Origin of the sequence: Variovorax sp. PBL-E5, assembly GCF_901827185.1 — a bacterium.
Lineage (GTDB): Bacteria > Pseudomonadota > Gammaproteobacteria > Burkholderiales > Burkholderiaceae_C > Variovorax.
Genome location: NZ_LR594671.1, coordinates 3,259,860 through 3,283,856, shown reverse-complemented (window position 1 = coordinate 3,283,856; position 23,997 = coordinate 3,259,860). Strand labels below are relative to the sequence as shown.

Here is a 23,997-nt window from a genome sequence, read left to right as displayed (position 1 = left end):
TCGGATTGACGGGGATTACAGACCTTCGACCACGATCATTCGCATGATGGCCGCGCCCTGGCGCGATGCACGCGCCTTGGCATATTCGGGCGAGCCGTTGAATTTCTTCGCGGCCTCGACGCTGGGGAACTTGAGGATCACGATGCGCTGCGGATTCCAGTCGCCTTCGAGCACCTCGACCTTGCCGCCGCGCACGCAGACTTCGGCGCCATGGGCTTTCATGGCCTCGGAGGACAGCTTCTTGTACTCCTCGTATTGCGCGGGATCGGTGACGTCGACGTGGGCGATGATGTAGGCGCTGCTCATGGTTGAAACGCATCCTCGAGGAAGGTATTTTTCTTGGTGACGCTGTCGAGTGCCAGCAGCGTCTCGAGCAGCGCCTTCATGTGCTTGAGCGGCACGGCGTTGGGGCCGTCGCTCAGCGCCTTGGCCGGATCGGGATGGGTTTCCATGAAGACACCCGCCACGCCCACCGCGATCGCCGCGCGCGCGAGCACCGGCACCATCTCGCGCTGGCCTCCGGACGTCGTGCCCTGGCCGCCGGGCAACTGCACCGAGTGGGTGGCGTCGAACACCACGGGGGCGCCGGTCTCGCGCATGATCGCGAGCGAACGCATGTCCGACACCAGGTTGTTGTAGCCGAAGCTGGCGCCGCGCTCGCAGGCCATGAAGCTGTCTTCGGGCAAGCCCTTTTCGCGGGCGGCCGCGCGCGCCTTGTCGATCACGTTCTTCATGTCGTGCGGCGCGAGGAACTGGCCCTTCTTGATGTTCACCGGCTTGCCCGACTGCGCCACCGCGCGGATGAAGTCGGTCTGCCGGCACAGGAAGGCGGGCGTCTGCAGCACGTCGACCACCTGGGCGGCGGCGGTGATGTCTTCGTCGGTGTGAACGTCGGTGAGCACCGGCAGGCCGAGATCGCGCTTGACCTTGGCGAGGATCTCCAGGCCCTTGTCGCGCCCCGGTCCGCGAAAGCTGGTGCCCGAGGAACGGTTGGCCTTGTCGAAGCTGCTCTTGAAGATGAAGGGAATGCCGAGCGAGGAAGTGATTTCCTTCAGCGTGCCGGCGGTGTCCATCTGCAATTGCTCGGACTCGACCACGCAGGGGCCGGCGATCAGGAAGAAGGGCTTGTTCAGCCCGATCTCGAACCCGCAAAGCTTCATGCCACGACCTTCAATGCCTTCTTGTCCGCGACCTGGTGTTCGAGCGCGGCCTTGATGAATGCGTTGAACAACGGATGGCCGCTCCACGGCGTGGACTTGAATTCGGGGTGGAACTGCACGCCCATGAACCAGGGATGGACCTCGCGCGGCAGCTCGACGATCTCGGTCAGGTGCTCGCGCTGCGTGAGGGCCGAGATCACCAGGCCCGCACGCCGCAGGTCGTCGAGGTAGTTGACGTTGGCTTCGTAGCGATGGCGATGGCGCTCGGTCACCACGTCGCCGTAGATGCTGTGGGCCAGCGTGCCCGGTGCCACGTCGGAGCTCTGCGCGCCCAGGCGCATGGTGCCGCCGAGGTCGGACTTCTCGTCGCGGGTCTTGACCGTGCCGTCGTTGTCCTTCCACTCGGTGATCAGCGCGATCACGGGGCAGGGCGTCTCGGGGTCGAACTCGGTGCTGTTGGCGTTCTTCAGGCCGGCCACGTTGCGCGCGTACTCGATGGTCGCGACCTGCATGCCCAGGCAGATGCCCAGGTAGGGCACGCGGGTCTCGCGCGCGAAGCGGGCGGCGGCGATCTTGCCCTCGACGCCGCGCTGGCCGAAGCCGCCGGGCACCAGGATCGCGTCGTACTTGGCCAGGCGGGCCACGTCCTGCGGCGTGATGGTTTCGGAGTCGACATAGTCGACCTTCACGCGGGCGTGGTTCTTCAGGCCGGCGTGGCGCAGCGCCTCGTTGAGCGACTTGTAGCTGTCGGACAAGTCGACGTACTTGCCCACCATCGCGATGGACACTTCCTTTTGCGGATGCTCGACCTCGTAGACCAGGTCGTCCCAGCGCTGGAGCTTGGCCGGCGGCGTGTTGAGCCTGAGCTTGTCGCAGATCAGGCCGTCCAGGCCCTGCTCGTGCAGCATGCGCGGCACCTTGTAGATGGTGTCGACGTCCCACATCGAGATCACGCCCCATTCGGGCACGTTGGAGAAGAGCGAGATCTTGGCGCGCTCGTCGTCGGGAATCGGCCGGTCGGCGCGGCACAGCAGCGCATCGGCCTGGATGCCGATGGCGCGCAGTTCCTTGGCCGTGTGCTGCGTGGGCTTGGTCTTGAGCTCGCCGGCCGCGGCGATCCACGGCACGTAGCTCAGATGCACGAAGGCCGAGTTGTTGGGGCCCATGCGCAGGCTCATCTGGCGCACGGCTTCGAGGAAGGGCAGGGACTCGATGTCGCCGACGGTGCCGCCGATCTCGACGATCGCGACATCGACCTCGTGCGCGGTGCCGAGGCCGGCGCCGCGCTTGATGTATTCCTGGATCTCGTTGGTGATGTGCGGGATCACCTGCACCGTCTTGCCGAGGTAGTCGCCGCGGCGCTCTTTTTCGAGCACGGACTTGTAGATCTGGCCGGTGGTGAAGTTGTTGGCACGGCGCATGCGCGTCGTGATGAAGCGCTCGTAGTGGCCGAGATCGAGGTCGGTTTCGGCGCCGTCGTCGGTGACGAACACCTCGCCGTGCTGGAACGGCGACATCGTGCCGGGGTCGACGTTGATGTAGGGGTCCAGCTTGATGAGGGTGACTTGGAGGCCGCGCGATTCGAGGATCGCGGCGAGCGAGGCGGAGGCGATCCCTTTGCCGAGGGAAGACACCACACCACCAGTGACGAAGACGAATTTGGTCATGCCAGTTCCGAACGTGCAGGTCCGGGCAGTGGGAAATTGCGATTATAGAGGTCGGGCCATACCCCTTTACACTGCCGGCCATGCAAGAGTTGGATGGCAAACATATCGTTCTGGGTCTCACGGGTGGCATCGCCTGCTACAAGTCGGCGGAGTTGTGCCGCCTGCTCGTGAAGGCCGGCGCCACGGTCCAGGTCGTGATGACCGAGGCGGCCACGCAGTTCATCACGCCGGTGACGATGCAGGCGCTGTCCGGGCGGCCCGTCTACGGCTCGCAGTGGGACGTGCGCGAGCCCAACAACATGCCGCACATCAACCTGAGCCGCGAGGCCGATGCGATCGTGCTGGCGCCGGCCAGCGCCGACTTCATCGCGCGCCTGGTGCAGGGCCGTTCCGACGAGCTGCTGAGCCTGCTGTGCCTGGCGCGCCCGGCCGAGCGCGTGCCGCTCTTGATCGCGCCGGCGATGAACCGCGAGATGTGGGTGCATCCGGCCACCCAGCGCAACCTGCGGCAGGTCGATGCCGACGGCGCGCGCGTGCTGGGCGTGGGCAATGGCTGGCAGGCCTGCGGCGAGACCGGCGACGGCCGGATGCTCGAACCCGCCCAGTTGTTCGAAGAGATCGTGGCCGAGTTCCAGCCCAAGGTGCTGGCCGGCGAGCACGTGGTCGTCACCGCCGGCCCGACCTTCGAGGCGCTCGATCCGATCCGCGGCATCACCAACCATTCGTCGGGCAAGATGGGCTTCGCGATCGCGCGCGCGGCCCGCGAGGCCGGTGCCGAGGTCACGCTGATCGCCGGGCCGGTGCATCTGCCGACGCCGCGCGGCGTGCAGCGTCTCGACGTGACCTCGGCGCGGCAGATGCTCGAAGCCACGCTCGGCGCCACGCAGCGCGCGAGCGTCTTCGTCGCCACGGCCGCGGTGGCCGACTGGCGACCGGCTTCGCACAGCGAACACAAGATCAAGAAGGATGGCAGCGGCCAGCCGCCGGTGCTGCACTTCGTCGAGAACGACGACATCCTGCTGACCGTGGCCCAGGGCGCGCGCGCCAAGGCCGGCGAACTGTTCTGCGTCGGCTTCGCGGCCGAAAGCGAGAACCTCGTCGAGCATGCGAAGGCCAAGCGTGCGCGCAAGGGCATTCCGCTCCTGGTCGGCAACATCGGTCCGCTGACTTTCGGACAGGACCACAACAGCCTGCTGCTGGTCGATGCCGACGGCGTGCGCGAGCTGCCGCGCGCGCCCAAGCTCATGCTGGCACGCGAACTGGCGGCCGAGATCGCGGCACGGTTGCCGTCCGGACGGCAGCGATGAATCCGGACTGGAACACGCCGCCCGACGGCGATTTCGCGCGCTACGTCGAGCGCCTTTCGGCCCAGGCGGCGCTGCCGCAGCGTCCGCCGCAGGAAGGCGAGCATGGGCTCGATGTCGGCATGACGCCGTCCTCGGCGCCGCACGGCGCGACGGACAGCGCGGTTGCCGCAGCGCGGCGCAGCGCGCAATCGAACGGCGAAGTGCCGCGCGGCGAGAGCGGCGGCCAGGGCGCGCACAACCTCGCCAAGGCGCTGGCGATCGGCTGGGTCTTCGCCTTGCTCGCGCTGCTGACGCTCAAGGTGTCGTTCTCGATCGTCGTGCTGGTTCTCGTGGGCGGCCTCTGGCTGGCTCATCGGCTGCGGCGCTGGGCGCTGCCGCCCGGGATGGCGAACTGGCGCGAATGGCTCGCGGAAGAGGCGCGCAAGCAGCAGCAGAAGAAGACGTCCGGCAAGTGAGGCTTCGTGGCGGCGGGTGCGGTGCTGAGACAATAGCGCCGAACCTCAACGAATCCGACGACTGACATGCAGCTGACCCCTTCGCGCCCCGACATAGAGTTCCTGATCCTCGACCCGAGGCTCGAGGAATGGGGCCTGCCCGAATACCAGTCGTCGATGGCCGCGGCCATCGACCTGCATGCGTGCGCCGACCAGAGCCTCTCGATCGCGCCCGGCAGCCCGGCGATCCTGATCTCGGCGGGCTTCGCGATGCACATCGCCGATCCCGGCATCGCGGCCCTGATCGCGCCGCGTTCGGGGATGGGTCACAAGCGTGGCCTCGTGCTCGGCAACTCCGTCGGCGTCATCGATGCGGACTACACCGGCACGGTGATGGTCAGCGTGTGGAACCGCAATCCGGCCGGCAGCGAGCCGATCCGCATCGAGCCCGGCGAGCGCATCGCGCAGATGATATTCGTGCCCATCCTGCGCCCGCGCTTCACCGTCGTCACTTCGTTCTCGGCGTCGAGCGAGCGGGGTGCGGGGGGCTTCGGCTCGACGGGCTGAGGGCGACGGTCTCTCGGACCAGCCGCCACACCCGCTGCGCCAGCGGGGAGGGCGCGCGGTTGCGCCGATGCACCAGCATGATCGCGCGCTGCATCCGCGGCACGAGCGGGCGCACGGCCAGCGCCTGCAGGCCGGCCGGTGGCACGGCCAGCGCAGGCATCACGCTGATCCCGATGCCGGCCTCGACCATGCGAAAGGCGGTGGTCGCATGGCCGACCTGCTGCCGCACTTCGCAGTGCGCGCCATGTCCGGCAAGCGCATCGTCGATCAGGCGCCGGCTGCCGGAGGCGTGATCGAGCAGCACCAGCGACTCGCCATCGAGCGCCGACCAGCGCACGCTGCTGCGTGTGGCGAGGCGATGGGAGGGATGCAGAATCAGGCAGAACGGGTCTTCGAGAATGGTTTCGCCGTACAGGTCATCGGCGGCGGGCGGCTCGACCACGACGCCGAAGTCGACTTCGCCGGCACGCACGCTGTCGAGCACGTCTTTCTGGATGCGGTCGAGCAGCACGAATTCGATCTCGGGGTGGCGCCGCGCGCACTCGGCGATGCAGCCCGGCATCAGATTGGCGGACAGTGTCGGGCTGCTGGCCACCCGCACCTTGCCGCGCCGCGCGCTCGCCATGTCGTGGGTGTCGGCCAAGGCCTGTTCGAGTTCGTCGAGCACCCGGTCGAGCCGCGCGGCGAGCGATTGGCCGGCTTCGGTCAATGCGACCTCGCGCGTGGTGCGGTCGAGCAGTTTCAGACCGAGTTGCGCCTCGAGTTCGGAGATCGAGCGGCTGACCGCCGGCTGCGTGAGGCCCACCTGGTCGCCCGCGCGGCTGAAGTTGCGGCCCGCGGCCACGGCTCGGAAGACGCGAAGCTGGCGCAAGGTCACGTTCATGCGCAAGAATCATATATCTATCAGATAAATCCATTTCACTTTTCAATCGGACCGCGGTCCAATCTGCGCCATGGCCCGTTCACGCTTTCTTCCCGACAACTTCACCATTGCCCTCGTTGCCGTAGTCGTTCTCGCCAGCCTGTGGCCGGCCGGCGGCGCGACAGGCCGGTTCTTCGAGCACCTCACGACCGTCGCGATCGGTCTGTTGTTCTTCCTGCATGGCGCCAAGCTGTCGCGCGAGGCCATCCTTGGCGGCATCACGCACTGGCGGCTGCACCTGCTGGTATTCATCAGCACCTTCGTGATGTTCCCGGTGCTGGGCCTGCTGCTGCGGCCGGTGCTCACGCCGCTCGTCACGCCCGAGCTCTATACCGGCGTGCTGTACCTGTGCGTGCTGCCGGCCACCGTGCAGTCGGCGATCGCCTTCACCTCGATGGCGCGCGGCAACATCCCGGCCGCCGTCTGCAGTGCTTCCGCGTCGACGCTGCTCGGCGTCTTCGTGACGCCCGTGCTGGTCAATCTGGTCGTCGTGCCGAATGGCGCGGCAGGCTCGTCGCTCGATGCGATCTGGCACATCCTGCTGCAGCTGATGGTTCCTTTCATCGCCGGCCATCTGCTGCGGCCATGGATCGGCGGCTTCGTGAAGCGGCGTGCCGCGATCCTGACCGTGGTCGATCGCGGCTCGATCCTGCTGGTGGTCTACACCGCATTCAGCGCGGCCGTGATCGAAGGCCTGTGGAAGCAGGTTCCGCTGTCTGCGCTGGCCGGGCTGCTGGTGGTGTGCGTGGTGCTGCTGGCGCTTGCGCTCGGCTTCACGACTTTCGTCGCCCGGCGCCTGGGCTTCAGCAAGGCCGACGAGATCACCATCGTCTTCTGCGGCTCCAAGAAGAGCCTGGCGAGCGGCATTCCGATGGCGAAGGTGCTGTTCGCCTCGCAGGCGGTCGGCGCGATCGTGCTGCCGCTGATGCTGTTCCATCAGATCCAGCTGATGGCCTGCGCGGTGATCGCGCAGCGCTATGCGCGGCGCCCGGCCGTCGACGATGAAGCGATGCGGGCGCACGCGCGCAAGATCGCCTGAAGCCCGCTGCAGGCGGTCTCCTTCACGTGCCCGCGCCCGTAACCCACAGGTAAAGAGCGGAACCGGCCATGGCGCGGATCGTCGAAGGTTTCAACATGTTCCGGTCGTCATCCCGAAGGCGCCGGACGCGTTAAAGCCCATGTGCGGGGGTTTCTTTCGAGACCCCGATCGCGCCCTTTTCGAGGAGTACCCACCATGAAGATCTCGTTTCGCCTTGTTGCCATCACCGCGTCGGTGCTTGCGCTCTCCACGCTGACGGCCTGCGTCGCGCCGGCACCGGTCTATCAGACCACGCGCTATCCCTACCAGCCCGCGTACCCCCAGGCCCAGGGCGCTTATGTCGAATATGGCCGCGTGGCCAACATCGAAGTGCTCCAGAGTCAGACCGGTGGCACCGGTACTACCGGCGGCGGCGCCGTGGCGGGTGGCGTGATCGGCGGTGTGCTCGGCAACCAGATCGGACGCGGCAACGGCCGTGTCGCGGCCACCGCACTCGGCGTGGTCGGCGGCGCGCTGCTGGGCAACAACATCGAGGCCAACCAGAACGGCCCGCGCACCTATCAAAGCTATCGCGTGTCGGTGCAGACCGACAACGGTGCCTACCGGGCCTTCGATGTTCCGACGCCGGGCGATCTGCGCATCGGCGATCGCGTGCGGATCGACAACGGTCAGATCTCGAGACTTTGACTCGCCCCCAGGCTTCGCGCACTTCGTGTCGCTACGCCTTCCCCCTGCCGGGGGCAACACCGGCGGCCCGGCTAAGCCGGTTCCGCGGCGTTTCACGAAAGGCGCCGCTTTTGAGCGGCGCCTTTTCTTTGGGCGTGTTGGTTCGTTCGGTTCAGTGCAGTAGGTCGTTGCCCGGGGCTATGGGCGGGACTTTGAAAAAGCCTGTGCCGGCGGTGCCTTTGCCGATCTCTTCCTCTGTCGCTTCGCGCACCGATCTCACCATGATGTCGAGGCGGATCGCGATGCCGGCGAGGGGATGGTTGCCGTCGAGCACCAGATGCTCGGGATAGATTTCGCTCACGGTGTAGATCACGTCCTTGGGCATGTCGGGGTTCACGCCCTGCGGCAGCGCGGCGCCGTCGAAGGTCATGCCTTCCTCGGTGCCTTCGGGGAACAGCGTGCGCGGCTCGAGGAACAGCAACTGGTCGTTGAAGTCGCCGAAGGCCTGCTCGGGTTCGAGTTGGAGCTGGACCCTCGCACCCGGCTCATGGCCGAGCAGTGCGGCTTCGATCGCGTCGAAGAGGTCGTCGCCGCCGACCAGGAATTCGACCGGATCGTCGAGCACGTCCAGGACTTCGCCCAGGGTGTCCTTCAAGGTCCAGGTCAGGCCGACCACGCATTGTTCTGAGATTTCCATGGGGGAGAATTCTCCCATGGAGATTCACCAACCCTTGTCTTTGCTCGGCGGCCTCAGTGCAAGCCTGTTCATGCGCCGTCACTGGCAGAAGAAGCCGTTGCTGGTGCGCCAGGCGATGCCTGCCATGGCGCCGCCGATCGAGCGCGCGGCGCTGTTCGCGCTGGCCGGGCAGGAGGGCGTCGAGTCGCGGCTGATTCGCCACGGCAAGAGCGGCTGGACGCTGCGTCACGGCCCCTTCGCACGCCGGGCCTTGCCTTCGCCGGGACAGCCGGGCTGGACGCTGCTGGTGCAAGGCGTCGATCTGCATCACCAACGCGCCTACGAACTGTTGCAACAGTTCCGTTTCGTGCCTGATGCGCGCCTGGACGATCTGATGATCAGCTATGCCAGCGACGAGGGCGGCGTCGGCCCGCACTTCGACAGTTACGACGTGTTTCTGCTGCAGGTCCAGGGGCGCCGCCGCTGGTCGATCGGCAGGCAGCGCGACCTTCGGCTGCAGCCGGACGTTCCGCTCAAGATCCTTGCGCAGTTCGAGCCCGAGCAGAGCTTCGTGCTTGAACCCGGCGACATGCTGTACCTGCCGCCGCGCTATGCGCACGATGGCGTCGCGGTCGGTGGCGATTGCATGACCTGTTCGATCGGATTGCGCTCGCCGGCCGCTGCCCCGCTCGGTGCGGATCTGCTCGCGCGCATCGCGGAGGCACAGGCCGACGCGCTGGAAGAGGCCACGCGGGCTGCCGTGCATTACCGCGACCCCGCGCAACCTGCGCTCGATGCGCCCGCCGCGATGCCGCCCGCGCTGCAGGCCTTTGCGCGCGACGCGGTGATGGCTGCCTTGCGGGAGGCTGACGCGATCGACCGCGCGCTGGGTGAATCGATGACGGAGCCCAAGGCCAGTGTCTGGTTCGAGCAGGGCGAACTCCCTTCCGAATGGAATGCCGTGGCGCTCGACCGCCGCACGCGCATGCTGTATGACGCGCGGCATCTCTACATCAACGGCGAAAGCTTTCGCGCCTCGGGGCGCGATGCGAAACTCATGCGTCGGCTGGCGGACGAGCGCGCCCTCGGCGCGCGCGATCTGAAGGGCGCCAGCGACGACGCGTTGGCCTTGTTGGGCGACTGGTGCGAAGCGGGGTGGTTGCATGCCGAATGAGAATGAAATTCCGAATATCGATCTGCCGGAAGGTCCGGTCGATGGCCGCCATGCATTCCATGCGCATGTGCACGCCGCGCTGGCCGCGGCTGCGCATCAGAACTGGCGCGAGATCGTGCTGAGCGATCCGGCCTTCGACGACTGGCCGCTCGGTGAGCGTGCCATCGTCGATGCGCTGCAGGCCTGGGCGTCGGCGGGTCGCCGCCTCGTTCTGCTGGCGCAGCGCTTCGATGTCTTCGATCGCGAACATGCGCGCTTCGTCCATTGGCGCCGCATGTGGAGCCACATCATCGAATGCCGTGCCTGCGAGGGGCCCGGCCTGCCGCAGGTGCCGAGCGCGATCTGGACGCCGTCCTGGTTCCTGAACCGCATCGACATCGAGCACGGCCGAGGCGTTTGCGGCCGCGAGCCCGAAGGCCGCCGGGCGCTTCGCGAGCGGCTCGACGAGTGCCTTCGCCATGCGAAACCGGGATTTCCGGCAACGACGCTCGGTTTGTAAGCCAATGCCGCGAATCATCGGCCCAGACATAGTCCGGCGAGGGTGGAGGTCTAGAATTTTCCGTTCCAGATCTTCACCCTAAGGAGCCCACTAAATGAAGAAGTCCGTCCTGCTTGCCTCTTTGATCGTCGCTGCTGCATTGACCGCATGCGGCAAGAAGGAAGAGACCGCACCTGCCGTCAGCACGCCACCGCCCGCCGAGGTCACGCCACCCGCTGCGCCCATGGCACCTGCTGCATCCGATTCGTCCTCGATGCCGGCGCCCGCGGCTTCCGATTCGGCCATGGCGCCTTCGTCCAGTGCGTCTTCCGCGCTCGACGCAGCGAATGCGGCCACCGACGCAGCGAAGAAGCCCTGAGTCGCTTCACGCGCATCAGCGTTTCGACGCAGGCCGCCTTCGGGCGGCCTTTTTTCATGGCCTCAAAGATCGAGCCAGGGTGATCCGTCCGCGGCGTTCGCGGCGAGCATCTCGTCCTCATGCGCACCCAGCGCATCGGCCAGCATGCGTCGAACGATGTCGGGACGGTTGTTCTGTTCGCTCAGATGGGCCGCCAGCACATGCCGCAAGCCGTCGTGATGCACCGCGTGTGCAATGGCCGCGGCGGCGGCATTCGACAAGTGGCCGTAGTTGCCGCCGACGCGCAGCTTGAGGAACGGCGGGTAGGCCGAAGCGGCCAGCATGTCGCTGTCGTGGTTGAACTCGAGCAGCAAGGCATCGAGTCGCGTCAACTGCGCAAGCACGTGCGGTGTCGCGTGGCCCAGGTCGGTCAGCACGCCGAGGCAGCGCGCGCCGTCGGTGCAGCGCAATTGCAGCGGTTCGCGCGCATCGTGCGGCACGGTGAACGGCTGCACCACGAGGTCGCCGACATGGATGTCGGCGCCGTCGCGCGCGAGCTTCAGCCGTCCCTCGAAGTCGCGCCCGCCGGTCGCCAGCCAGGTGCCTTCGCTCATCCAGACCGGGATGCGATCGCGGCGCGACAGCGCATGCGCGCAGCCGATGTGATCGCCGTGTTCATGCGTGACGAAGATCGCATCGATGTCGCCCGCAGCGAGTCCGGCACGCGCCAACCGTGCATCGAGATGCCGCAGCGCGAAGCCGCAGTCGATCAGCAGTCTCGACGTGCGGCCATCGCTGACCGCTTCGACCACCGTGGCGTTGCCGGTGCTGCCGCTCCCGAGACTGCGAAAACGCAGCATGGGGACTTGTTGCCGCTACTTCAGGTCATCGGCGATGACTTGAACGATTCGTTGTGCATTGGCCGAAGACTCCGGCACACCCGCCTCGTTCAACACCGAGACCGTGCTCGCTTCGCCCTGGCTCTTGACCAGGATGCGGAACTTGAGCGGCGCTTCGTTCTTGGAAGAACTGCTGCTGAAGATCTTGCCGAAGAAGCTGGGCTCCTTCTTGTTCGGATCCGGCGTCACGTAGCGCACGAAGTAGATGCCGGCGCTGCGGTCGCGGTCCTCGACCGTGAAGCCGGTGCGATCGAGTGCCAGGCCGACGCGGCGCCATGCTCGCTCGAAGCCTTCGCTGATCTGCACCACCGGCTGGCCGCCGACGTTGGCGACGCGCGATGTCTGCGGCGTCGCGGCGGTCGCGGCCAGGATCTTCGATTGCTCCTGCGAGACGCCGAGCTTGACCATCAGGCGGCGCAGGAATTCGGCTTCGAGTTCGGGGTCGCTCGGCCGGGGCTGCCACACCGTCTGGTCCTGGCGCGACGTGCTGTAGACCTCCTGCATGCCGCGATGGCTGACGAAGATCTCGGTGCCGTTGGGCGTGCGTTCCATGCGCGTGCGGAAGCGGTCGAGTTCGCCGGTCGAATAGATCGGGTCGACGATCTTGCCGAGCGTGCTGCGGATGATGTCCTGCGGCAGCTTGGCGCGGTTCTCGGCCCAGTCGGTTTCCATGATCCCGAGGTTGCGCTGGTCGGTGGTGAGCAGAAAGCCGTTCTCCTGCCAGAAGTCGCGCACCGGTTCCCAGAGCTGCTCGGGTGTGCGGCCGACGACGATCCAGCGCTCGGAACCCGAACGCTCCATGCGCACGTCGCCGACGGAGCTGACCGCGGTCGGCACGCCCGGCGCATTGGCAATGCCGGCCTGGTACGAATTGGCGCTGACGGTGCCACCGGGCACGGCATAGCGGTTTTCGCGCGACAGCTGCGTGAGATCGGGCGGCACTTCGAGCGTGGGTGCCTTGCCGGCGCTCTTGTAGTCGATCTTGTCGCCTTCGAGGGCCGAGCAGGCAGCGAGGCTGGTGACCAGTGCCAGCAGTGCAAATCGCGAAATGGTGTTCAACGTCGTCTTCCTTGGAGGATGGTTCGATCTATCGATGGGCCGCAGCGCCCGTCTTTCAGAGCGCAGGCCGCGCAAAAGGTTGCCGGCGTTCGCGTACGGCGAGTAAAGATGGCTCAGTCCTTGAGCAGGCCGCTCGCGCGCAGCGCGGATTCGACCACCGGGCGGCTCGCTTCGCCGAGCTCGGTGAGCGGCAACCGCAGCGCGCCGCCGCACAGGCCCAGGCGAGCCATGGCCCACTTGACGGGAATGGGGTTGGGCTCGACGAACAGGTGGCGGTGCAGGGGCATCAGTTCGAACTGGATCTGCATCGCGCGCTTCGCATCGCCGGCGATCGCCGCCATGCAGAGCTCATGCATCTTGCGCGGCGCGACATTGGCGGTGACGCTGATGTTGCCCTGGCCGCCGCACAGCATCAGCGCCACGGCGGTCGGATCGTCGCCCGAGTAGACGGCGAAATTCTTCGGCAGGTCGCGGATCAGCCACTGCGCACGCTCGATGTTGCCGGTCGCTTCCTTGATGCCGATGATCCCGGGCACCTGCGCGAGGCGCAGCACGGTGTCGTGCGCCATATCGGCGACGGTGCGGCCCGGTACGTTGTAGAGCACGGTCGGCAGGTCACCCACCGCTTCGGCGATCGCCTTGAAGTGCCGGTACTGGCCTTCCTGCGTCGGCTTGTTGTAGTAGGGCACGACCTGTAATTGCGAGTCGGCGCCGACGCCCTTGGCGAACCTGGCGAGCTCGATCGCTTCCTTGGTGGAATTCGCGCCGCAGCCGGCCATGATGGGCACGCGCCCGCGGGCCTGCTCGACCGAGACGCGGATGATCTCGCAGTGCTCTTCGACATCGACCGTCGGCGACTCGCCCGTGGTGCCGACCACGCCGAGGCAATCGGTGCCTTCGTCGATGTGCCAGTCGATGAGCCGGCGCAAGGCGGGATAGTCGACACTGCCGTCGTCATGCATCGGCGTGACGAGCGCGACGATGCTGCCTGTCAGTTGCTCCAAGGGAATCTCTTTGTCGGTTGCACGAAAGGTACACATTCTACTGATCCGCCGGACGGCCCCGGCGCGGGCCGGAACGGTCCGGCGGCGAAGGCCCGTGCGGGCTTTCCCTAGAGGGGGTGGCGCGCAGGCGCGGCGCCGGACGGGCGCACGGCCGCGATGCGCTGGACGAAGCGCTCCGGCCCGCTCAGGAAGCCGTCCTCGTAGGCCACCACCCGCAAGGGTGCACAGGCGGCGAGCAACTCGCCGGGCGCGAGCAGGAAATCCGGTCGCGACGGCTTGCCGACGGTCTCATTGCCCATTGCGAACGTTTCGTACAGCAGCACGCCGCCGGTCGCGACCGCCGCGACGATGTCGGGCAGGCGCGGCCGCCAGAGGTAGTTGGTCACGACCACGGCGCCGAAGCGCTGGCCGGCGAAGGGCCATGGCCCGGCCTCGATGTCGGCCAGCACGGCGTGTCCGAAGCGGCCGGCCGCATCGACGGCCTCCGGCGAGCGGTCCACGCCGGTCACCGCATGGCCGCGTTGCGCGAACCACTGCATGTGCCGGCCCGCGCCGCAGGCGACGTCGAGCACCGCGGCATCGGCTGCGGGCAGGTGCGACCAGCGCACGATCCAGGGCGAGGGCGTGAGCGTCGCGTGCTTCAAAAGCAGGCCCAGAACTGGTCGATCAGCGTCACCATGAACGCCGGCCGGGTGTAGAGCGCGAACACGCCGGCCAGCACGATCGCCGCTGCGGCCAGCCACCCGGCATGGCGCAGGCGTTGGTGCAGCGTCGGCTTCGTGTTCATGGTCGTGCAGGCTCAGGCGGGTTGCGCGATCGGCCGTGCGATCGCGCTTTCCCGCACCGGCAGATTGATCAGCGCGGCGAACACGCCGAGCGCGATGGCGATGTACCACAGGATGTCGTAGCTGCCGGTGCTGTCGTAGAGATAGCCGCCGAGCCAGATGCCGAGGAACGAGCCGACCTGGTGGCTCAGGAACACGAAGCCGCTCAGCATCGACAGGTGCGCCACGCCGAAGATCTGCGCCACCAGCGCGTTGGTGGTCGGCACCGTCGACAGCCAGAGGAAGCCGAGCACCGCCGCGAACACATAGGTCGAGAGCGGCGAGATCGGCAACCCGATGAAGAGCGCGATCGCGATCGCGCGGCCCAGGTAGATCACGGCCAGGATCTTGCGCTTGGCGAAGCGCTGGCCCAGCATGCCCGCGAGGTAGGAGCCGAAGACATTGAACAGCCCGACCAGCGCCAGCGCATAGCTCGCGACCTCGGGCCCGAGGCCCTTGTCGCGCAGGTAGCTCGGCATGTGCACGCCGATGAACGCCAACTGGAAGCCGCAGACGAAATAGCCGGCCATCAGGAAGCCGAAGCTCGGGTAGCGGAAGGCTTCGGCCACCGCGCGCACGACCGTCTGCTCGCGTGGCACGGTGGCCGCGGCCGAGCTGCGCGGCTCGCGCAGGCCGAAGGCCAGCGGCACGATCACCAGCACCATCATCGCGAGCACGATCAGCGCCGTGTGCCAGCCGAGCCGCGAGATCAGTTGGCCCTCGATCGGCACCATGAGGAACTGCCCGAAGGAGCCGGCCGACGCCGCCACGCCCATGGCCCAGGAGCGGCGCTCGGGCGCAATCTGCCGCCCGATCACGCCATAGACGACGGCGTAGGTGGTGCCCGCCTGCGCCGCGCCGATCAGCACGCCGGCCGTCAGCGTGAACAGCAGCGGCGTCGGCGACAGCGCCATGCCGGCCAGCCCGAGCGCATAGCACACGGCGCCGATCAGCAGCACCCGGAACGCGCCCAGCTTGTCTGCCAGCATGCCCGCGAACACGCCGATCACGCCCCAGGCCAGGTTCTGGATCGCGATCGCGAACGAGAAGGTCTGCCGCGACCAGCCCTGCTCCTGCGTGATCGGCTGCAGCCAGAGTCCGAAGCCATGGCGGATGCCCATCGACAGCGTGACGACCATGGCGCCGCAGAACAGGACCTGCACGAGGCCGAGAGAAGGGCGGGCGGGGGATGAAGACATCCCGTGCAATGTACCCAAAAGCGGTGCCGCGGACGGGATCGCTCGCGGCGGCGATTGTTGAAATTTTCGGCCGGCTTTGATGCGTTCGCCGCCGGCCGCTCGCGCGACGGTTTCAGTTCGCCGCGCCCCGGCTGGCCGTGCCGTACAGCGGCGCGTTCACGTCGCGCCAGGCCAGCATCGCGCCCAGGCTGCGGTCGGCGGGCGCCTCGAAGCCGCAGTCGCCGTCGAAATCGCGTGGATTGCGAAAGCTCCCGAACAGAAGATCCCACCAGGGCAGGTCGCCGTAATTGCAGGCATGCAGCCCGCGGCGGTGGTGCACGCAATGCGCTTCGGGCCGCTGGATGACATAGCCCAGCCATTGCGGCGTGCGCACGTTCCAGTGCTGGAACATGCCGTGGAAGGCCGCGACGTAGCCGACCAGCGCGGCCGCCAGCGGATCGAGGCCGAGCACGATCACCGTGGCGAACAGCTGGATCAGCACCTGCACCACCATCTCGGCCGGATGGAACAGCGCCGAGCCGGAAATGTCGATGCGCTGCGGGCTGTGGTGCATCTGGTGGCCGAAGCGCCAGAGCGGCGAGATCGCATGCGAGGCGCGGTGCCAGGCGAAAGCCAGGCCGGACAGCACCAGCCAGCCGACCGCGGTGCCGCCGACCACGCCGAGCGGCGTGCCGTCCATCCAGCGATGCGCGGCCATCCAGTCGAGTGGCAGCAGCATCGGCACCACCGCGCCCGTGGTGCCGATCAATACCAGGAAGCCCACGCCCAGCCAGCGCCAGCCGCGTCGCGCAGGAAAACGCCGGGCCGGCCAGCGGGCCTCGATCGCCAGCAGCACGAGATAAGTCGTCGGCACCAGCAGGCCGACCAGGTCGACAGCTTCCATGGAGCACTTCTTCTTACGGCGTAAGGCTGCTCGAAGTCTATCCCTTACGATGTAAGATTTCAAGCATGAAGACAAGCCGGAACCCAAGGCGCGCGGCAGCGCTGCCGTTGTCGCCCGAACGCATCGTGCAGGCCGCGCTCGACGAGGTCGAGGCCGACGGGCTGGCCGCACTCAGCATGCGCAAGGTCGGCCAGCGGCTGGGCCGGGAGGCCATGAGCCTCTACCATCATTTCCCCAGCAAGCAGCATCTGCTCGATGCGATGGTCGACCATGCGCTGCGCTCGATCGAGCCGCCGCCTCCCGGCCTGTCGCCGATCGACCGTGTCCGCCGCAGCATCTACGATTACCGGGCGATGGCAAGCCGCTTTCCTGCGCTCTTTCCGCTGGTCGCGGTGCATCGCCTCAACACGCCGACGGGCGTGCGCTTCATCGAATCCATCCTGGTGCTGATCAGCGCGGTGGTGCCGGACGCCGAAACCGCCGCGCGCTACTTCCGCGCTATCGGCTACTACATCACGGGCGCCGGGCTCGACGAAAGCGCGGGCTATGCCAAGGGCCCCTCGGCGGCCGAGCCGGTGAGCGACGAGTTCGTCGTGCGCGAATGTCCGCAGCTCGTCGGCGTCGCACCGTACTTCAAGCCGGCACACTGGGACGCGACCTTCGCGCTCGGCGTCGAGGCGCTGCTCGCGGCCATGAAGCGGGATGCCGCCCGCCTGCGGCAGGCATCGCGCGATCCGGGGGCCTCCAAGGGCAGCGCCTAGAATCCCGCGCCATGGCAAGCAAGGAACCAGGCAGTTACGCAGAGGCATCGATTCGCGTCCTCAAGGGCCTCGAGCCCGTCAAGCAGCGTCCGGGCATGTACACCCGCACCGAAAACCCGCTGCACCTCATCCAGGAAGTGATCGACAACGCGGCCGACGAAGCGCTCGCCGGCTACGGCAAGAAGATCAAGGTCACGATGCACACCGACGGCTCGGTCGGCATCGAGGACGACGGCCGCGGCATTCCCTTCGGCCTGCATCCGGAAGAGAAGGCGCCGGTGATCGAGCTGGTCTACACGCGGCTGCATGCGGGCGGCAAGTTCGACAAGGGCTCGGGCGGTGCCTACAGCTTCTCGGGCGGGCTGCACGGCGTTGGTGTTTCGGTGACCAATGCGCTGTCCAAGCGGCTCGAGGTGATCACGTACCGCGAAGGCTCGGTGGCGCGGCTCGCATTCTCGGGCGGCGACGTGATCGAGAAGCTCAAGATCCGCCCGCAGGAAAGCGCGAGCGCCGCCAACGGCGATGGTCCGCGCGACCGCAGGCAGGGCACCACGGTGCGCGCGTGGCCCGATCCGAAATACTTCGAGTCGCCGGTGCTGCCGATCCACGAACTCACGCACCTGCTGCGCAGCAAGGCAGTGCTGATGCCGGGCGTCACCGTGACGCTGGTGATCGAGAAGACCAAGGAAACCCAGACCTGGCTCTACAAGGGCGGCCTGCGCGACTACCTGATGCAGACGCTCAACGGCGATCCGGTGATCCCGCTGTTCGAAGGTGCCGGCCATGCCGACCGCAATGCCGACAACTTTGCCGAGGGCGAGGGCGCCGAGTGGTGCGTGGCCTTCACCGAAGACGGCCAGCCGGTGCGCGAGAGCTACGTCAACCTGATCCCGACCAGCGCCGGCGGCACGCACGAGAGCGGGCTGCGCGATGGCCTGTTCAATGCCGTGAAGAGCTTCATCGAGCTGCATTCGCTCCTGCCCAAGGGCGTCAAGCTGCTGCCCGAGGACGTGTTCGCGCGCGCCTCGTACGTGCTCTCGGCCAAGGTGCTCGATCCGCAGTTCCAGGGCCAGATCAAGGAGCGCCTGAATTCGCGCGACGCGGTGCGGCTGGTGTCCAGCTTCGTGCGGCCGGCGCTCGAGCTGTGGCTCAACCAGCATGTCGACTACGGCCGCAAGCTCGCCGAGCTGGCCATCAAGGCCGCGCAGACGCGGCAGAAGGCCGGGCAGAAGGTCGAGAAGCGCAAGGGCTCCGGCGTCGCCGTGCTGCCCGGCAAGCTGACCGATTGCGAGAGCAAGGACATCGCGCACAACGAGGTCTTCCTGGTCGAGGGCGACTCGGCCGGCGGCAGCGCCAAGATGGGCCGCGACAAGGAAAGCCAAGCCATCCTGCCGCTGCGCGGCAAGGTGCTCAACACCTGGGAGGTCGAGCGCGACCGCCTGTTCGCCAACACCGAGATCCACGACATCTCGGTGGCCATCGGCGTCGATCCGCACGGCCCCGACGACACGCCCGACATGTCCGGCCTGCGCTACGGCAAGGTCTGCATCCTGAGCGATGCCGACGTCGACGGCTCGCACATCCAGGTGCTGCTGCTCACGCTCTTCTTCCGCCACTTTCCGAAATTGATAGACGCCGGCCACGTGTATGTCGCAAAGCCGCCATTGTTCCGTGTCGATGCGCCGGCACGCGGCAAGAAGCCGGCGGCCAAGGTCTATGCGCTCGACGAAGGCGAACTCACCGCCATCCTCGACAAGCTGCGCAAGGACGGCGTGCGCGAAGGCGCCTGGAGCATCAGCCGCTTCAAGGGCCTGGGCGAAATGAGCGCCGAACAGCTGTGGGAAACTACGCTCAACCCGGACACGCGGCGCCTGCTGCAGGTCCGGCTGGGCCGCTTCGATGTCACCGGCACCCAGGGCGAGATCACCAAGCTGATGGGCAAGGGCGAAGCCGCGGCGCGGCGCGAGCTGATGGAGCTCAGGGCCGACGACGTCGAGATCGACGTCTGAAGGCAAGACCCATTCAGAGCGGCGTCCGGTGAACGGCGCGGCGGCCCGCTCCGCGTCGACGGACGGGGCGCGCGGGGGCCGGATAACCATGGAAGGGGAGAGGATCGTGTCACATCAACAGCAGCGGTTTTTCGTCAACAGCGTGAGTCAGCACTTGCCCGGCTTCTTCCAGGGCAAGAGCGTGATCGAGGTTGGCAGCTTGAACATCAACGGCTCGGTGCGCGAGTTCTTCTCGGGCTGCAACTACGTGGGGCTCGATGTCGGCGAGGGCAACGACGTCGATCTGGTCTGTCGTGGCGAAGATTACGGCGGGGCGGCCAACTGCGCCGACGTGCTGATCTCCTGCGAGGCCATGGAGCACAACCCCGGCTGGAAGAAGACCTGGCTCAACATGCTGCGGATGGTGAAGGGCGACGGGCTCGTCATCATGACCTGCGCCACCCACGGGCGCCGCCAGCACGGCACCGCCGAGTTCCTGCCTTTCGATTCGCCGCTGACGCACGGTCAGGGGCAAAACTACTACTGCAATCTTGCAGCCGCGGACTTCGCCGGCATCGTCAACCACGACGCCTGGTTTTCGGTCTGGGCCTTCTTCCAGGATCTGAGCGCGCACGACCTGTACTTCTTCGGTGTCGGGCTGCAGGTCGACGAGCAGACCCAGGCGCAGGCTCGGCGCCTTCAGGCGGCGTTCCATGAGCACTATCAGCGCGTGAACGTGCTCGGCGTGTACTGAGAGAGACCTCGCTGTGAAAGCGCTTGCGCCCCCCCTGCGGCAGATTCACCTTCATCAGATCTTCTACGACGAAGCGACCCGGGCCGCGCTCGATCCCGGCTTCGTCCCGATGGACAATCTGGCGAACGCCCGGCCCGACTGGTTCGAGTACTGGAGCATCCGGCGCTTCTTTCTGGGCAGCGTCCTGAACGAGAACGATCTCTACGGTTTCTTTTCGCCGAAGTTCAGGACCAAGACGGGGTTGAGTGCCGAGGCGGTGCGGCAGTTCGTCGGGGACGGCACGGCTTCCCGCGCGGACGTCTACCTGTTTTCTCCGGTGTGGGGCGCGGCCTGCTATTTCCGCAATGTCTTCGAGCAGGGCGAGCGCTTTCATCCCGGCTTGCTGCCGGTGTCGCAGGCCTTTTTCGATGCCGCGGGATGGCGCGTCGATCTGCGGCAACTCGTCATGAGTACGCGCACCACGGTGTTCTGCAACTACTTCGTGGCCACGCCTCGTTTCTGGCGGCGGTGGTTCGAGGTCGGCGAGGCCCTGTTTCGCATCGCGGAGGATCCGGGCCACCCGCTGGCGCGTCATCTCGTGACCTTCACCGCTCACAACCCTGCGGCCAACATCTACCAGTTCAAGGCATTCCTCCAGGAGCGGATTGCGAGCTTCCTCCTGTGTGTCGAGGACTGGAATACCGTGGCCTGCGATTTCAGCGCGTTGCCGGATCCGCTCTGGCCCGCGCATCTGCAGCGCGATCTGCTCGTGCTCGACGCGCTCAAGATGTCCTACGTCGACACGGGCCTGCGCCTTTTCATCGACGAGTTCGATCGCCGACGGTCGGGTTCCTGATCCTGTCCATGGCTCGAAGCGCATGAAGAACTCGTGGTCCGGCAGCCTGAGGCGGCACATCCGGTGGATCGTGGCGTGGCTGCTGGTGGCCTGCTCGATGGGTGTCCATGCGGCCGACATCTACGGCTACATCGATGACAAGGGCGTGGCTCATTTCGCCTCCGAGAAGCTCGACGCGCGCTACCAGATCTTCTTTCGCGGCGGCCAGAGTTTCGACACGGCCGATGGCATCGGGCCGCTCGCGCGCCGGGGTGCGATCGGCGGCAAGGTGCCGAAGGCCTCGCAGACCCTGATGTCGCTGTTCGAGGCATCGCCCAGCTACAAGGTGGCCAAGGCCGCGCTGCGAGACGCCTCGCGCAAGCATGCGATCGACTACGAACTGCTGCAGGCGCTGGTCGCCACCGAGTCGGGCTTCGATGCGCAGGCGGTCTCGCCCAAGGGCGCGCTCGGCCTCATGCAGGTGCTGCCGGCGACCGCGCAGCGCTACGGCGTGTCGGCCGACAAGCGAAACACGATCGAGAAGAAGCTCTTCGATCCGCGCATCAACATCGCCACCGGCACGCGCTACCTGCACGACCTGATCGCGATGTTTCCCGGCGAGATCGAGCTCGCGCTCGCCGCCTACAACGCGGGCGAGGGCGCAGTCCAGCGCGCCGGCAACAAGATCCCCAACTACCGCGAGACGCAGGACTACGTGAAGACCGTGCTGCAGCTCTACGCCTACCTCAAGCCCTCGGTCGCCCTGGGCGGCGGCCGCACGCCCGGCCGCATCCGCATGCAGATCGGCGGCGCGATCGGGCGCGGCAACATGCCGCCCGCCGAGCCGCAGGACATGCCGGCGATGCCGGAACTCCGGATCTCGCCCTATATGCCGCGCGTGCCCGGCCGCTCGACACCGATCACCGAATAGACACCGAACCCACACCGAAGAAGAAGCAGCCAAGACATGGACTCCCAACCGCCTCTCGATCTCCAGAGCCCCGAAGAAGACGGCGCGCTCACGCTCGCCGACTACGCGCAGACCGCCTACCTCGAATACGCGCTCAGCGTCGTCAAAGGCCGCGCGCTGCCGGACGTCAGCGACGGCCAGAAGCCGGTGCAGCGGCGCATCCTCTATTCGATGTCGCGCATGGGCCTGGGCTTCGGCGGCGCCAACGGCACCGTCGGCGCCAAGCCGGTCAAGAGCGCGCGCGTGGTCGGCGACGTGCTCGGCCGCTTCCATCCGCACAGCGACCAGGCCGCCTACGACGCGCTGGTGCGCATGGCGCAGGACTTCTCGCAGCGCTATCCGCTGGTCGACGGCCAGGGCAACTTCGGCAGCCGCGACGGCGACGGCGCCGCCGCCATGCGCTACACCGAGGCGCGCCTCGCGCGCATCACCAGCCTCCTGCTCGACGAGATCGACGAAGGCACGGTCGACTTCATCCCCAACTACGACGGCTCGACCGAAGAGCCGCGCCTGCTGCCCGCGCGGCTGCCCTTCACGCTGCTCAACGGCGCCAGCGGCATCGCGGTCGGCCTGGCCACCGAGATCCCGAGCCACAACCTGCGCGAGATCGCCGATGCCTGCGTGGCGCTGATCAAGTCCAACGGCAAGCTCAGCGAAGAAGAGCTGTTGACCCTGGTGCCGGGCCCCGACTACCCCGGCGGCGCGCAGATCATCAGCAGCGCCGCCGACATCGCCGAGGCCTACCGCACCGGCCGCGGCTCGCTCAAGGTGCGCGCGCGCTGGAAGATCGAGGACCTCGCGCGCGGCCAGTGGCAACTGGTGGTCAACGAACTGCCGCCCGGCGTCAGCACGCAGAAGGTGCTGGAGGAAATCGAGGAACTCACCAACCCCAAGGTCCGCACCGGCAAGAAGGCGCTGTCGGCCGAGCAGACGCAGCTGAAGGCGGCCGTGCTCTCGGTGCTCGACGTGGTGCGCGACGAATCGAGCAAGGACGCGGCCGTGCGCCTGGTGTTCGAGCCCAAGACCTCGCGCATCAGCCAGGACGAGTTCGTCACCACCTTGCTGTCGCAGACCTCGCTCGAGACCTCCTCGCCGATCAACCTGACAATGGTCGGCATCGACGGCAAGCCGACGCAGAAATCGCTGCGCCAGATGCTCAACGAATGGATCGCCTTCCGCGAGATCACTGTCGAAAAGCGCTCGCGGCATCGCCTGGGCAAGGTGCAGGACCGCATCCACATCCTCGAGGGACGGCAGCTGGTGCTGCTGAACATCGACGAGGTGATCGCGATCATCCGCGCCGCCGACGATCCGAAGGCGGCGCTGATCGCGCGCTTCGCGCTCAGCGATCGGCAGGCCGAGGACATTCTCGAAATCAGGCTGCGCCAGCTGGCGCGCCTGGAGGCCATCAAGATCGAGCAGGAGCTCAAGGGCCTGCGCGAAGAGCAGAAGAAGCTCGAGGACATCCTTGGCAGCCCCGCGGCGCTGCGCCGCCTGCTGGTGAAGGAGATCGAGGCCGATGCCAAGAGCTTCGAAGACGCGCGCCGCACGCTGATCCAGGCCGAGAAGCGCGCCGTCGCCGAAGTGCGCGTGGTCGACGAGCCGGTTACGGTGATCGTCTCGCAGAAGGGCTGGGTCCGCACGCAGAAGGGCTGGGCCAGCGAGCGTGCCGCGGGCGCGCCGGCACCCGAATACAGCTTCAAGTCCGGCGATGCGCTATACGGCGCCTTCGAATGCCGTTCGGTCGACACGCTGCTGGTGTTCGGCACCGCCAAGGAGAAGGGCGTGCGCGTCTACAGCGTCGCGGTGGCCTCGCTGCCGGGCGGCCGTGGCGACGGCCAGCCGGTGACGACGCTGATCGATCTCGACAGCGGCACGCACGTCGCGCACTATTTCGCCGGCCCGCTCGGCGCCAGCCTGCTGCTGTCGAACAGCGGCGGCTACGGCTTCATCGCGGCGGTCGAGAACATGGTCTCGCGCCAGCGCGGCGGCAAGGCCTTCATCGACGTCGGCGAGGGCGAGCAGCTGTGCCGGCCCTCGCTGGTCGGCGGCGCGGGCGGCGCCGAGCCGCTGCCGGCGGCGACGCACGTGGCCTGCGCATCGACCGGCGGGCGCATCCTGAGCTTCGAGATCGGCGAGCTGAAGGCGCTGCCCAAGGGCGGCCGCGGGCTCACGCTGATCGACCTCGATCCCAAGGACACGCTCGCAGGCGCCGCGGCCTACACGCGCAGCGTGCGCATCGAAGGCATCGGCCGCGGCGGCAAGGAACGCGAGGAGACGCTGGAGATCCGCACGCTCAACAATGCGCGCGCCGCCCGCGCGCGCAAGGGCAAGGCGGCCGACCTCGGCTTCAAGCCGGCGAGCATCGTGCGCGTACAGTAGGCCGCTCTGGAG

Annotated in this window: 26 protein-coding genes; 14 read left to right on the top strand and 12 right to left on the bottom strand. The window is 67.2% G+C overall.

The window, feature by feature from the left end:
* Positions 1 to 15 precede the first annotated feature (15 nt).
* The 3 genes from WDLP6_RS15920 to WDLP6_RS15910 are packed head-to-tail and all read right to left on the bottom strand — an operon-like array spanning position 16 to position 2,827.
* The gene (locus tag WDLP6_RS15920; RefSeq protein ID WP_162568091.1) at positions 16 to 306 is read right to left on the bottom strand and encodes a DUF1330 domain-containing protein; all 291 of its coding nucleotides are present in this window, start codon (positions 304 to 306) and stop codon (positions 16 to 18) included.
* Positions 303 to 1,160: a 3-deoxy-8-phosphooctulonate synthase gene (gene kdsA, locus WDLP6_RS15915; RefSeq protein ID WP_162593126.1), complete on the bottom strand. Its 858-nt coding sequence runs from the start codon at positions 1,158 to 1,160 to the stop codon at positions 303 to 305. Before kdsA ends, WDLP6_RS15920 begins: the two co-directional genes overlap by 4 nt.
* Positions 1,157 to 2,827: a CTP synthase gene (locus WDLP6_RS15910; protein ID WP_162593125.1), complete on the bottom strand. Its 1,671-nt coding sequence runs from the start codon at positions 2,825 to 2,827 to the stop codon at positions 1,157 to 1,159. Before WDLP6_RS15910 ends, kdsA begins: the two co-directional genes overlap by 4 nt.
* An 80-nt stretch (positions 2,828 to 2,907) precedes the next feature.
* Between WDLP6_RS15910 and coaBC the strand changes: the two genes are divergently transcribed.
* From coaBC to dut, 3 genes are all read left to right on the top strand, one after another.
* On the top strand, positions 2,908 to 4,134 hold the full coding sequence (gene coaBC, locus WDLP6_RS15905) for a bifunctional phosphopantothenoylcysteine decarboxylase/phosphopantothenate--cysteine ligase CoaBC (protein WP_162593124.1): 1,227 nt from the start codon (positions 2,908 to 2,910) through the stop codon (positions 4,132 to 4,134).
* Positions 4,131 to 4,589 (top strand): hypothetical protein, encoded by a 459-nt coding sequence (locus tag WDLP6_RS15900; protein WP_162568087.1) that lies wholly within the window; start codon positions 4,131 to 4,133, stop codon positions 4,587 to 4,589. The genes coaBC and WDLP6_RS15900 overlap by 4 nt, the downstream gene beginning before the upstream one ends.
* Before the next feature lie 66 nt (positions 4,590 to 4,655).
* Positions 4,656 to 5,135: a dUTP diphosphatase gene (gene dut / locus WDLP6_RS15895; protein WP_162593123.1), complete on the top strand. Its 480-nt coding sequence runs from the start codon at positions 4,656 to 4,658 to the stop codon at positions 5,133 to 5,135.
* On the opposite strand, the gene WDLP6_RS15890 is transcribed toward dut, so the two are convergent.
* Positions 5,077 to 6,018, bottom strand: coding sequence for a LysR family transcriptional regulator (locus tag WDLP6_RS15890; protein ID WP_162593122.1), 942 nt, complete (start codon positions 6,016 to 6,018; stop codon positions 5,077 to 5,079). The two genes, dut and WDLP6_RS15890, sit on opposite strands and share 59 nt — an antisense overlap.
* Before the next feature lie 70 nt (positions 6,019 to 6,088).
* Between WDLP6_RS15890 and WDLP6_RS15885 the strand changes: the two genes are divergently transcribed.
* Together WDLP6_RS15885 and WDLP6_RS15880 are read left to right on the top strand one after the other, a co-directional pair.
* On the top strand, positions 6,089 to 7,096 hold the full coding sequence (locus WDLP6_RS15885) for a bile acid:sodium symporter family protein (protein WP_162593121.1): 1,008 nt from the start codon (positions 6,089 to 6,091) through the stop codon (positions 7,094 to 7,096).
* 195 nt (positions 7,097 to 7,291) lie between these two features.
* On the top strand, positions 7,292 to 7,783 hold the full coding sequence (locus WDLP6_RS15880) for a glycine zipper 2TM domain-containing protein (RefSeq protein WP_162593120.1): 492 nt from the start codon (positions 7,292 to 7,294) through the stop codon (positions 7,781 to 7,783).
* 151 nt (positions 7,784 to 7,934) lie between these two features.
* Here WDLP6_RS15880 and WDLP6_RS15875 read toward each other — a convergent pair whose 3' ends face one another.
* Complete coding sequence (locus WDLP6_RS15875; protein ID WP_162593119.1) at positions 7,935 to 8,459, bottom strand: FKBP-type peptidyl-prolyl cis-trans isomerase; 525 nt, start codon at positions 8,457 to 8,459, stop codon at positions 7,935 to 7,937.
* Positions 8,460 to 8,475: 16 nt separating this feature from the next.
* Between WDLP6_RS15875 and WDLP6_RS15870 the strand changes: the two genes are divergently transcribed.
* The 3 genes from WDLP6_RS15870 (at position 8,476) to WDLP6_RS15860 (ending at position 10,469) form a co-directional block, all read left to right on the top strand.
* Complete coding sequence (locus tag WDLP6_RS15870) at positions 8,476 to 9,612, top strand: cupin domain-containing protein (RefSeq protein WP_162593118.1); 1,137 nt, start codon at positions 8,476 to 8,478, stop codon at positions 9,610 to 9,612.
* Positions 9,602 to 10,111: a hypothetical protein gene (locus WDLP6_RS15865; RefSeq protein ID WP_162593117.1), complete on the top strand. Its 510-nt coding sequence runs from the start codon at positions 9,602 to 9,604 to the stop codon at positions 10,109 to 10,111. Before WDLP6_RS15870 ends, WDLP6_RS15865 begins: the two co-directional genes overlap by 11 nt.
* 94 nt (positions 10,112 to 10,205) lie before the next feature.
* Positions 10,206 to 10,469, top strand: a complete 264-nt coding sequence (locus WDLP6_RS15860; RefSeq protein ID WP_162593116.1) for a hypothetical protein — start codon at positions 10,206 to 10,208, stop codon at positions 10,467 to 10,469.
* A 62-nt stretch (positions 10,470 to 10,531) separates the two neighbouring features.
* Here the strand turns inward: WDLP6_RS15860 and WDLP6_RS15855 are convergent, their stop codons facing one another.
* The 7 genes from WDLP6_RS15855 to WDLP6_RS15825 form a co-directional block, all read right to left on the bottom strand.
* A complete protein-coding gene (locus WDLP6_RS15855; protein WP_162593115.1) occupies positions 10,532 to 11,308 on the bottom strand; it encodes an MBL fold metallo-hydrolase in 777 nt (258 codons plus the stop codon).
* A 15-nt stretch (positions 11,309 to 11,323) separates the two neighbouring features.
* Positions 11,324 to 12,406, bottom strand: coding sequence for an outer membrane protein assembly factor BamC (gene bamC / locus WDLP6_RS15850; RefSeq protein ID WP_162593114.1), 1,083 nt, complete (start codon positions 12,404 to 12,406; stop codon positions 11,324 to 11,326).
* 113 nt (positions 12,407 to 12,519) lie between these two features.
* Positions 12,520 to 13,446: a 4-hydroxy-tetrahydrodipicolinate synthase gene (gene dapA, locus WDLP6_RS15845; RefSeq protein WP_162568076.1), complete on the bottom strand. Its 927-nt coding sequence runs from the start codon at positions 13,444 to 13,446 to the stop codon at positions 12,520 to 12,522.
* 71 nt (positions 13,447 to 13,517) lie between these two features.
* On the bottom strand, positions 13,518 to 14,054 hold the full coding sequence (locus tag WDLP6_RS15840) for a class I SAM-dependent methyltransferase (RefSeq protein WP_232077082.1): 537 nt from the start codon (positions 14,052 to 14,054) through the stop codon (positions 13,518 to 13,520).
* Entirely contained in the window at positions 14,051 to 14,197 is a 147-nt protein-coding gene (locus WDLP6_RS15835) for a hypothetical protein (RefSeq protein WP_162565133.1), read from the bottom strand. Before WDLP6_RS15835 ends, WDLP6_RS15840 begins: the two co-directional genes overlap by 4 nt.
* Positions 14,198 to 14,209: 12 nt before the next feature.
* On the bottom strand, positions 14,210 to 15,433 hold the full coding sequence (locus WDLP6_RS15830) for an MFS transporter (protein WP_162593113.1): 1,224 nt from the start codon (positions 15,431 to 15,433) through the stop codon (positions 14,210 to 14,212).
* Between the two features lie 112 nt (positions 15,434 to 15,545).
* Entirely contained in the window at positions 15,546 to 16,316 is a 771-nt protein-coding gene (locus WDLP6_RS15825; RefSeq protein ID WP_162593112.1) for a sterol desaturase family protein, read from the bottom strand.
* Positions 16,317 to 16,381: 65 nt separating this feature from the next.
* Between WDLP6_RS15825 and WDLP6_RS15820 the strand changes: the two genes are divergently transcribed.
* From WDLP6_RS15820 to parC, 6 genes are all read left to right on the top strand, one after another.
* The gene (locus WDLP6_RS15820) at positions 16,382 to 17,077 is read left to right on the top strand and encodes a TetR/AcrR family transcriptional regulator (RefSeq protein ID WP_162593111.1); all 696 of its coding nucleotides are present in this window, start codon (positions 16,382 to 16,384) and stop codon (positions 17,075 to 17,077) included.
* An 11-nt stretch (positions 17,078 to 17,088) separates the two neighbouring features.
* Positions 17,089 to 19,086 carry a DNA topoisomerase IV subunit B gene (locus WDLP6_RS15815; protein ID WP_162593110.1) on the top strand — a complete coding sequence of 666 codons (1,998 nt, stop codon included), beginning with the start codon at positions 17,089 to 17,091 and terminating at the stop codon, positions 19,084 to 19,086.
* 106 nt (positions 19,087 to 19,192) lie between these two features.
* A complete protein-coding gene (locus WDLP6_RS15810; RefSeq protein WP_162568073.1) occupies positions 19,193 to 19,819 on the top strand; it encodes a class I SAM-dependent methyltransferase in 627 nt (208 codons plus the stop codon).
* Positions 19,820 to 19,832: 13 nt separating this feature from the next.
* Positions 19,833 to 20,654: a hypothetical protein gene (locus WDLP6_RS15805; protein WP_162593108.1), complete on the top strand. Its 822-nt coding sequence runs from the start codon at positions 19,833 to 19,835 to the stop codon at positions 20,652 to 20,654.
* 22 nt (positions 20,655 to 20,676) lie between these two features.
* Positions 20,677 to 21,564 carry a lytic transglycosylase domain-containing protein gene (locus WDLP6_RS15800; RefSeq protein WP_162593107.1) on the top strand — a complete coding sequence of 296 codons (888 nt, stop codon included), beginning with the start codon at positions 20,677 to 20,679 and terminating at the stop codon, positions 21,562 to 21,564.
* Between the two features lie 36 nt (positions 21,565 to 21,600).
* Positions 21,601 to 23,985: a DNA topoisomerase IV subunit A gene (parC, locus tag WDLP6_RS15795; RefSeq protein ID WP_162593106.1), complete on the top strand. Its 2,385-nt coding sequence runs from the start codon at positions 21,601 to 21,603 to the stop codon at positions 23,983 to 23,985.
* Positions 23,986 to 23,997: the final 12 nt, after the last annotated feature.

Coding starts and splice junctions, on each gene's coding strand:
- WDLP6_RS15920 (WP_162568091.1), bottom strand. CDS start 306: ATGAGCAGCGCCTACATCATCGCCCACGTCGACGTCACCGATCCCGCG.
- kdsA (WP_162593126.1), bottom strand. CDS start 1,160: ATGAAGCTTTGCGGGTTCGAGATCGGGCTGAACAAGCCCTTCTTCCTG.
- WDLP6_RS15910 (WP_162593125.1), bottom strand. CDS start 2,827: ATGACCAAATTCGTCTTCGTCACTGGTGGTGTGGTGTCTTCCCTCGGC.
- coaBC (WP_162593124.1), top strand. CDS start 2,908: ATGCAAGAGTTGGATGGCAAACATATCGTTCTGGGTCTCACGGGTGGC.
- WDLP6_RS15900 (WP_162568087.1), top strand. CDS start 4,131: ATGAATCCGGACTGGAACACGCCGCCCGACGGCGATTTCGCGCGCTAC.
- dut (WP_162593123.1), top strand. CDS start 4,656: ATGCAGCTGACCCCTTCGCGCCCCGACATAGAGTTCCTGATCCTCGAC.
- WDLP6_RS15890 (WP_162593122.1), bottom strand. CDS start 6,018: ATGAACGTGACCTTGCGCCAGCTTCGCGTCTTCCGAGCCGTGGCCGCG.
- WDLP6_RS15885 (WP_162593121.1), top strand. CDS start 6,089: ATGGCCCGTTCACGCTTTCTTCCCGACAACTTCACCATTGCCCTCGTT.
- WDLP6_RS15880 (WP_162593120.1), top strand. CDS start 7,292: ATGAAGATCTCGTTTCGCCTTGTTGCCATCACCGCGTCGGTGCTTGCG.
- WDLP6_RS15875 (WP_162593119.1), bottom strand. CDS start 8,459: ATGGAAATCTCAGAACAATGCGTGGTCGGCCTGACCTGGACCTTGAAG.
- WDLP6_RS15870 (WP_162593118.1), top strand. CDS start 8,476: ATGGAGATTCACCAACCCTTGTCTTTGCTCGGCGGCCTCAGTGCAAGC.
- WDLP6_RS15865 (WP_162593117.1), top strand. CDS start 9,602: ATGCCGAATGAGAATGAAATTCCGAATATCGATCTGCCGGAAGGTCCG.
- WDLP6_RS15860 (WP_162593116.1), top strand. CDS start 10,206: ATGAAGAAGTCCGTCCTGCTTGCCTCTTTGATCGTCGCTGCTGCATTG.
- WDLP6_RS15855 (WP_162593115.1), bottom strand. CDS start 11,308: ATGCTGCGTTTTCGCAGTCTCGGGAGCGGCAGCACCGGCAACGCCACG.
- dapA (WP_162568076.1), bottom strand. CDS start 13,446: ATGTGTACCTTTCGTGCAACCGACAAAGAGATTCCCTTGGAGCAACTG.
- WDLP6_RS15835 (WP_162565133.1), bottom strand. CDS start 14,197: ATGAACACGAAGCCGACGCTGCACCAACGCCTGCGCCATGCCGGGTGG.
- WDLP6_RS15830 (WP_162593113.1), bottom strand. CDS start 15,433: ATGTCTTCATCCCCCGCCCGCCCTTCTCTCGGCCTCGTGCAGGTCCTG.
- WDLP6_RS15825 (WP_162593112.1), bottom strand. CDS start 16,316: ATGGAAGCTGTCGACCTGGTCGGCCTGCTGGTGCCGACGACTTATCTC.
- WDLP6_RS15820 (WP_162593111.1), top strand. CDS start 16,382: ATGAAGACAAGCCGGAACCCAAGGCGCGCGGCAGCGCTGCCGTTGTCG.
- WDLP6_RS15815 (WP_162593110.1), top strand. CDS start 17,089: ATGGCAAGCAAGGAACCAGGCAGTTACGCAGAGGCATCGATTCGCGTC.
- WDLP6_RS15800 (WP_162593107.1), top strand. CDS start 20,677: ATGAAGAACTCGTGGTCCGGCAGCCTGAGGCGGCACATCCGGTGGATC.
- parC (WP_162593106.1), top strand. CDS start 21,601: ATGGACTCCCAACCGCCTCTCGATCTCCAGAGCCCCGAAGAAGACGGC.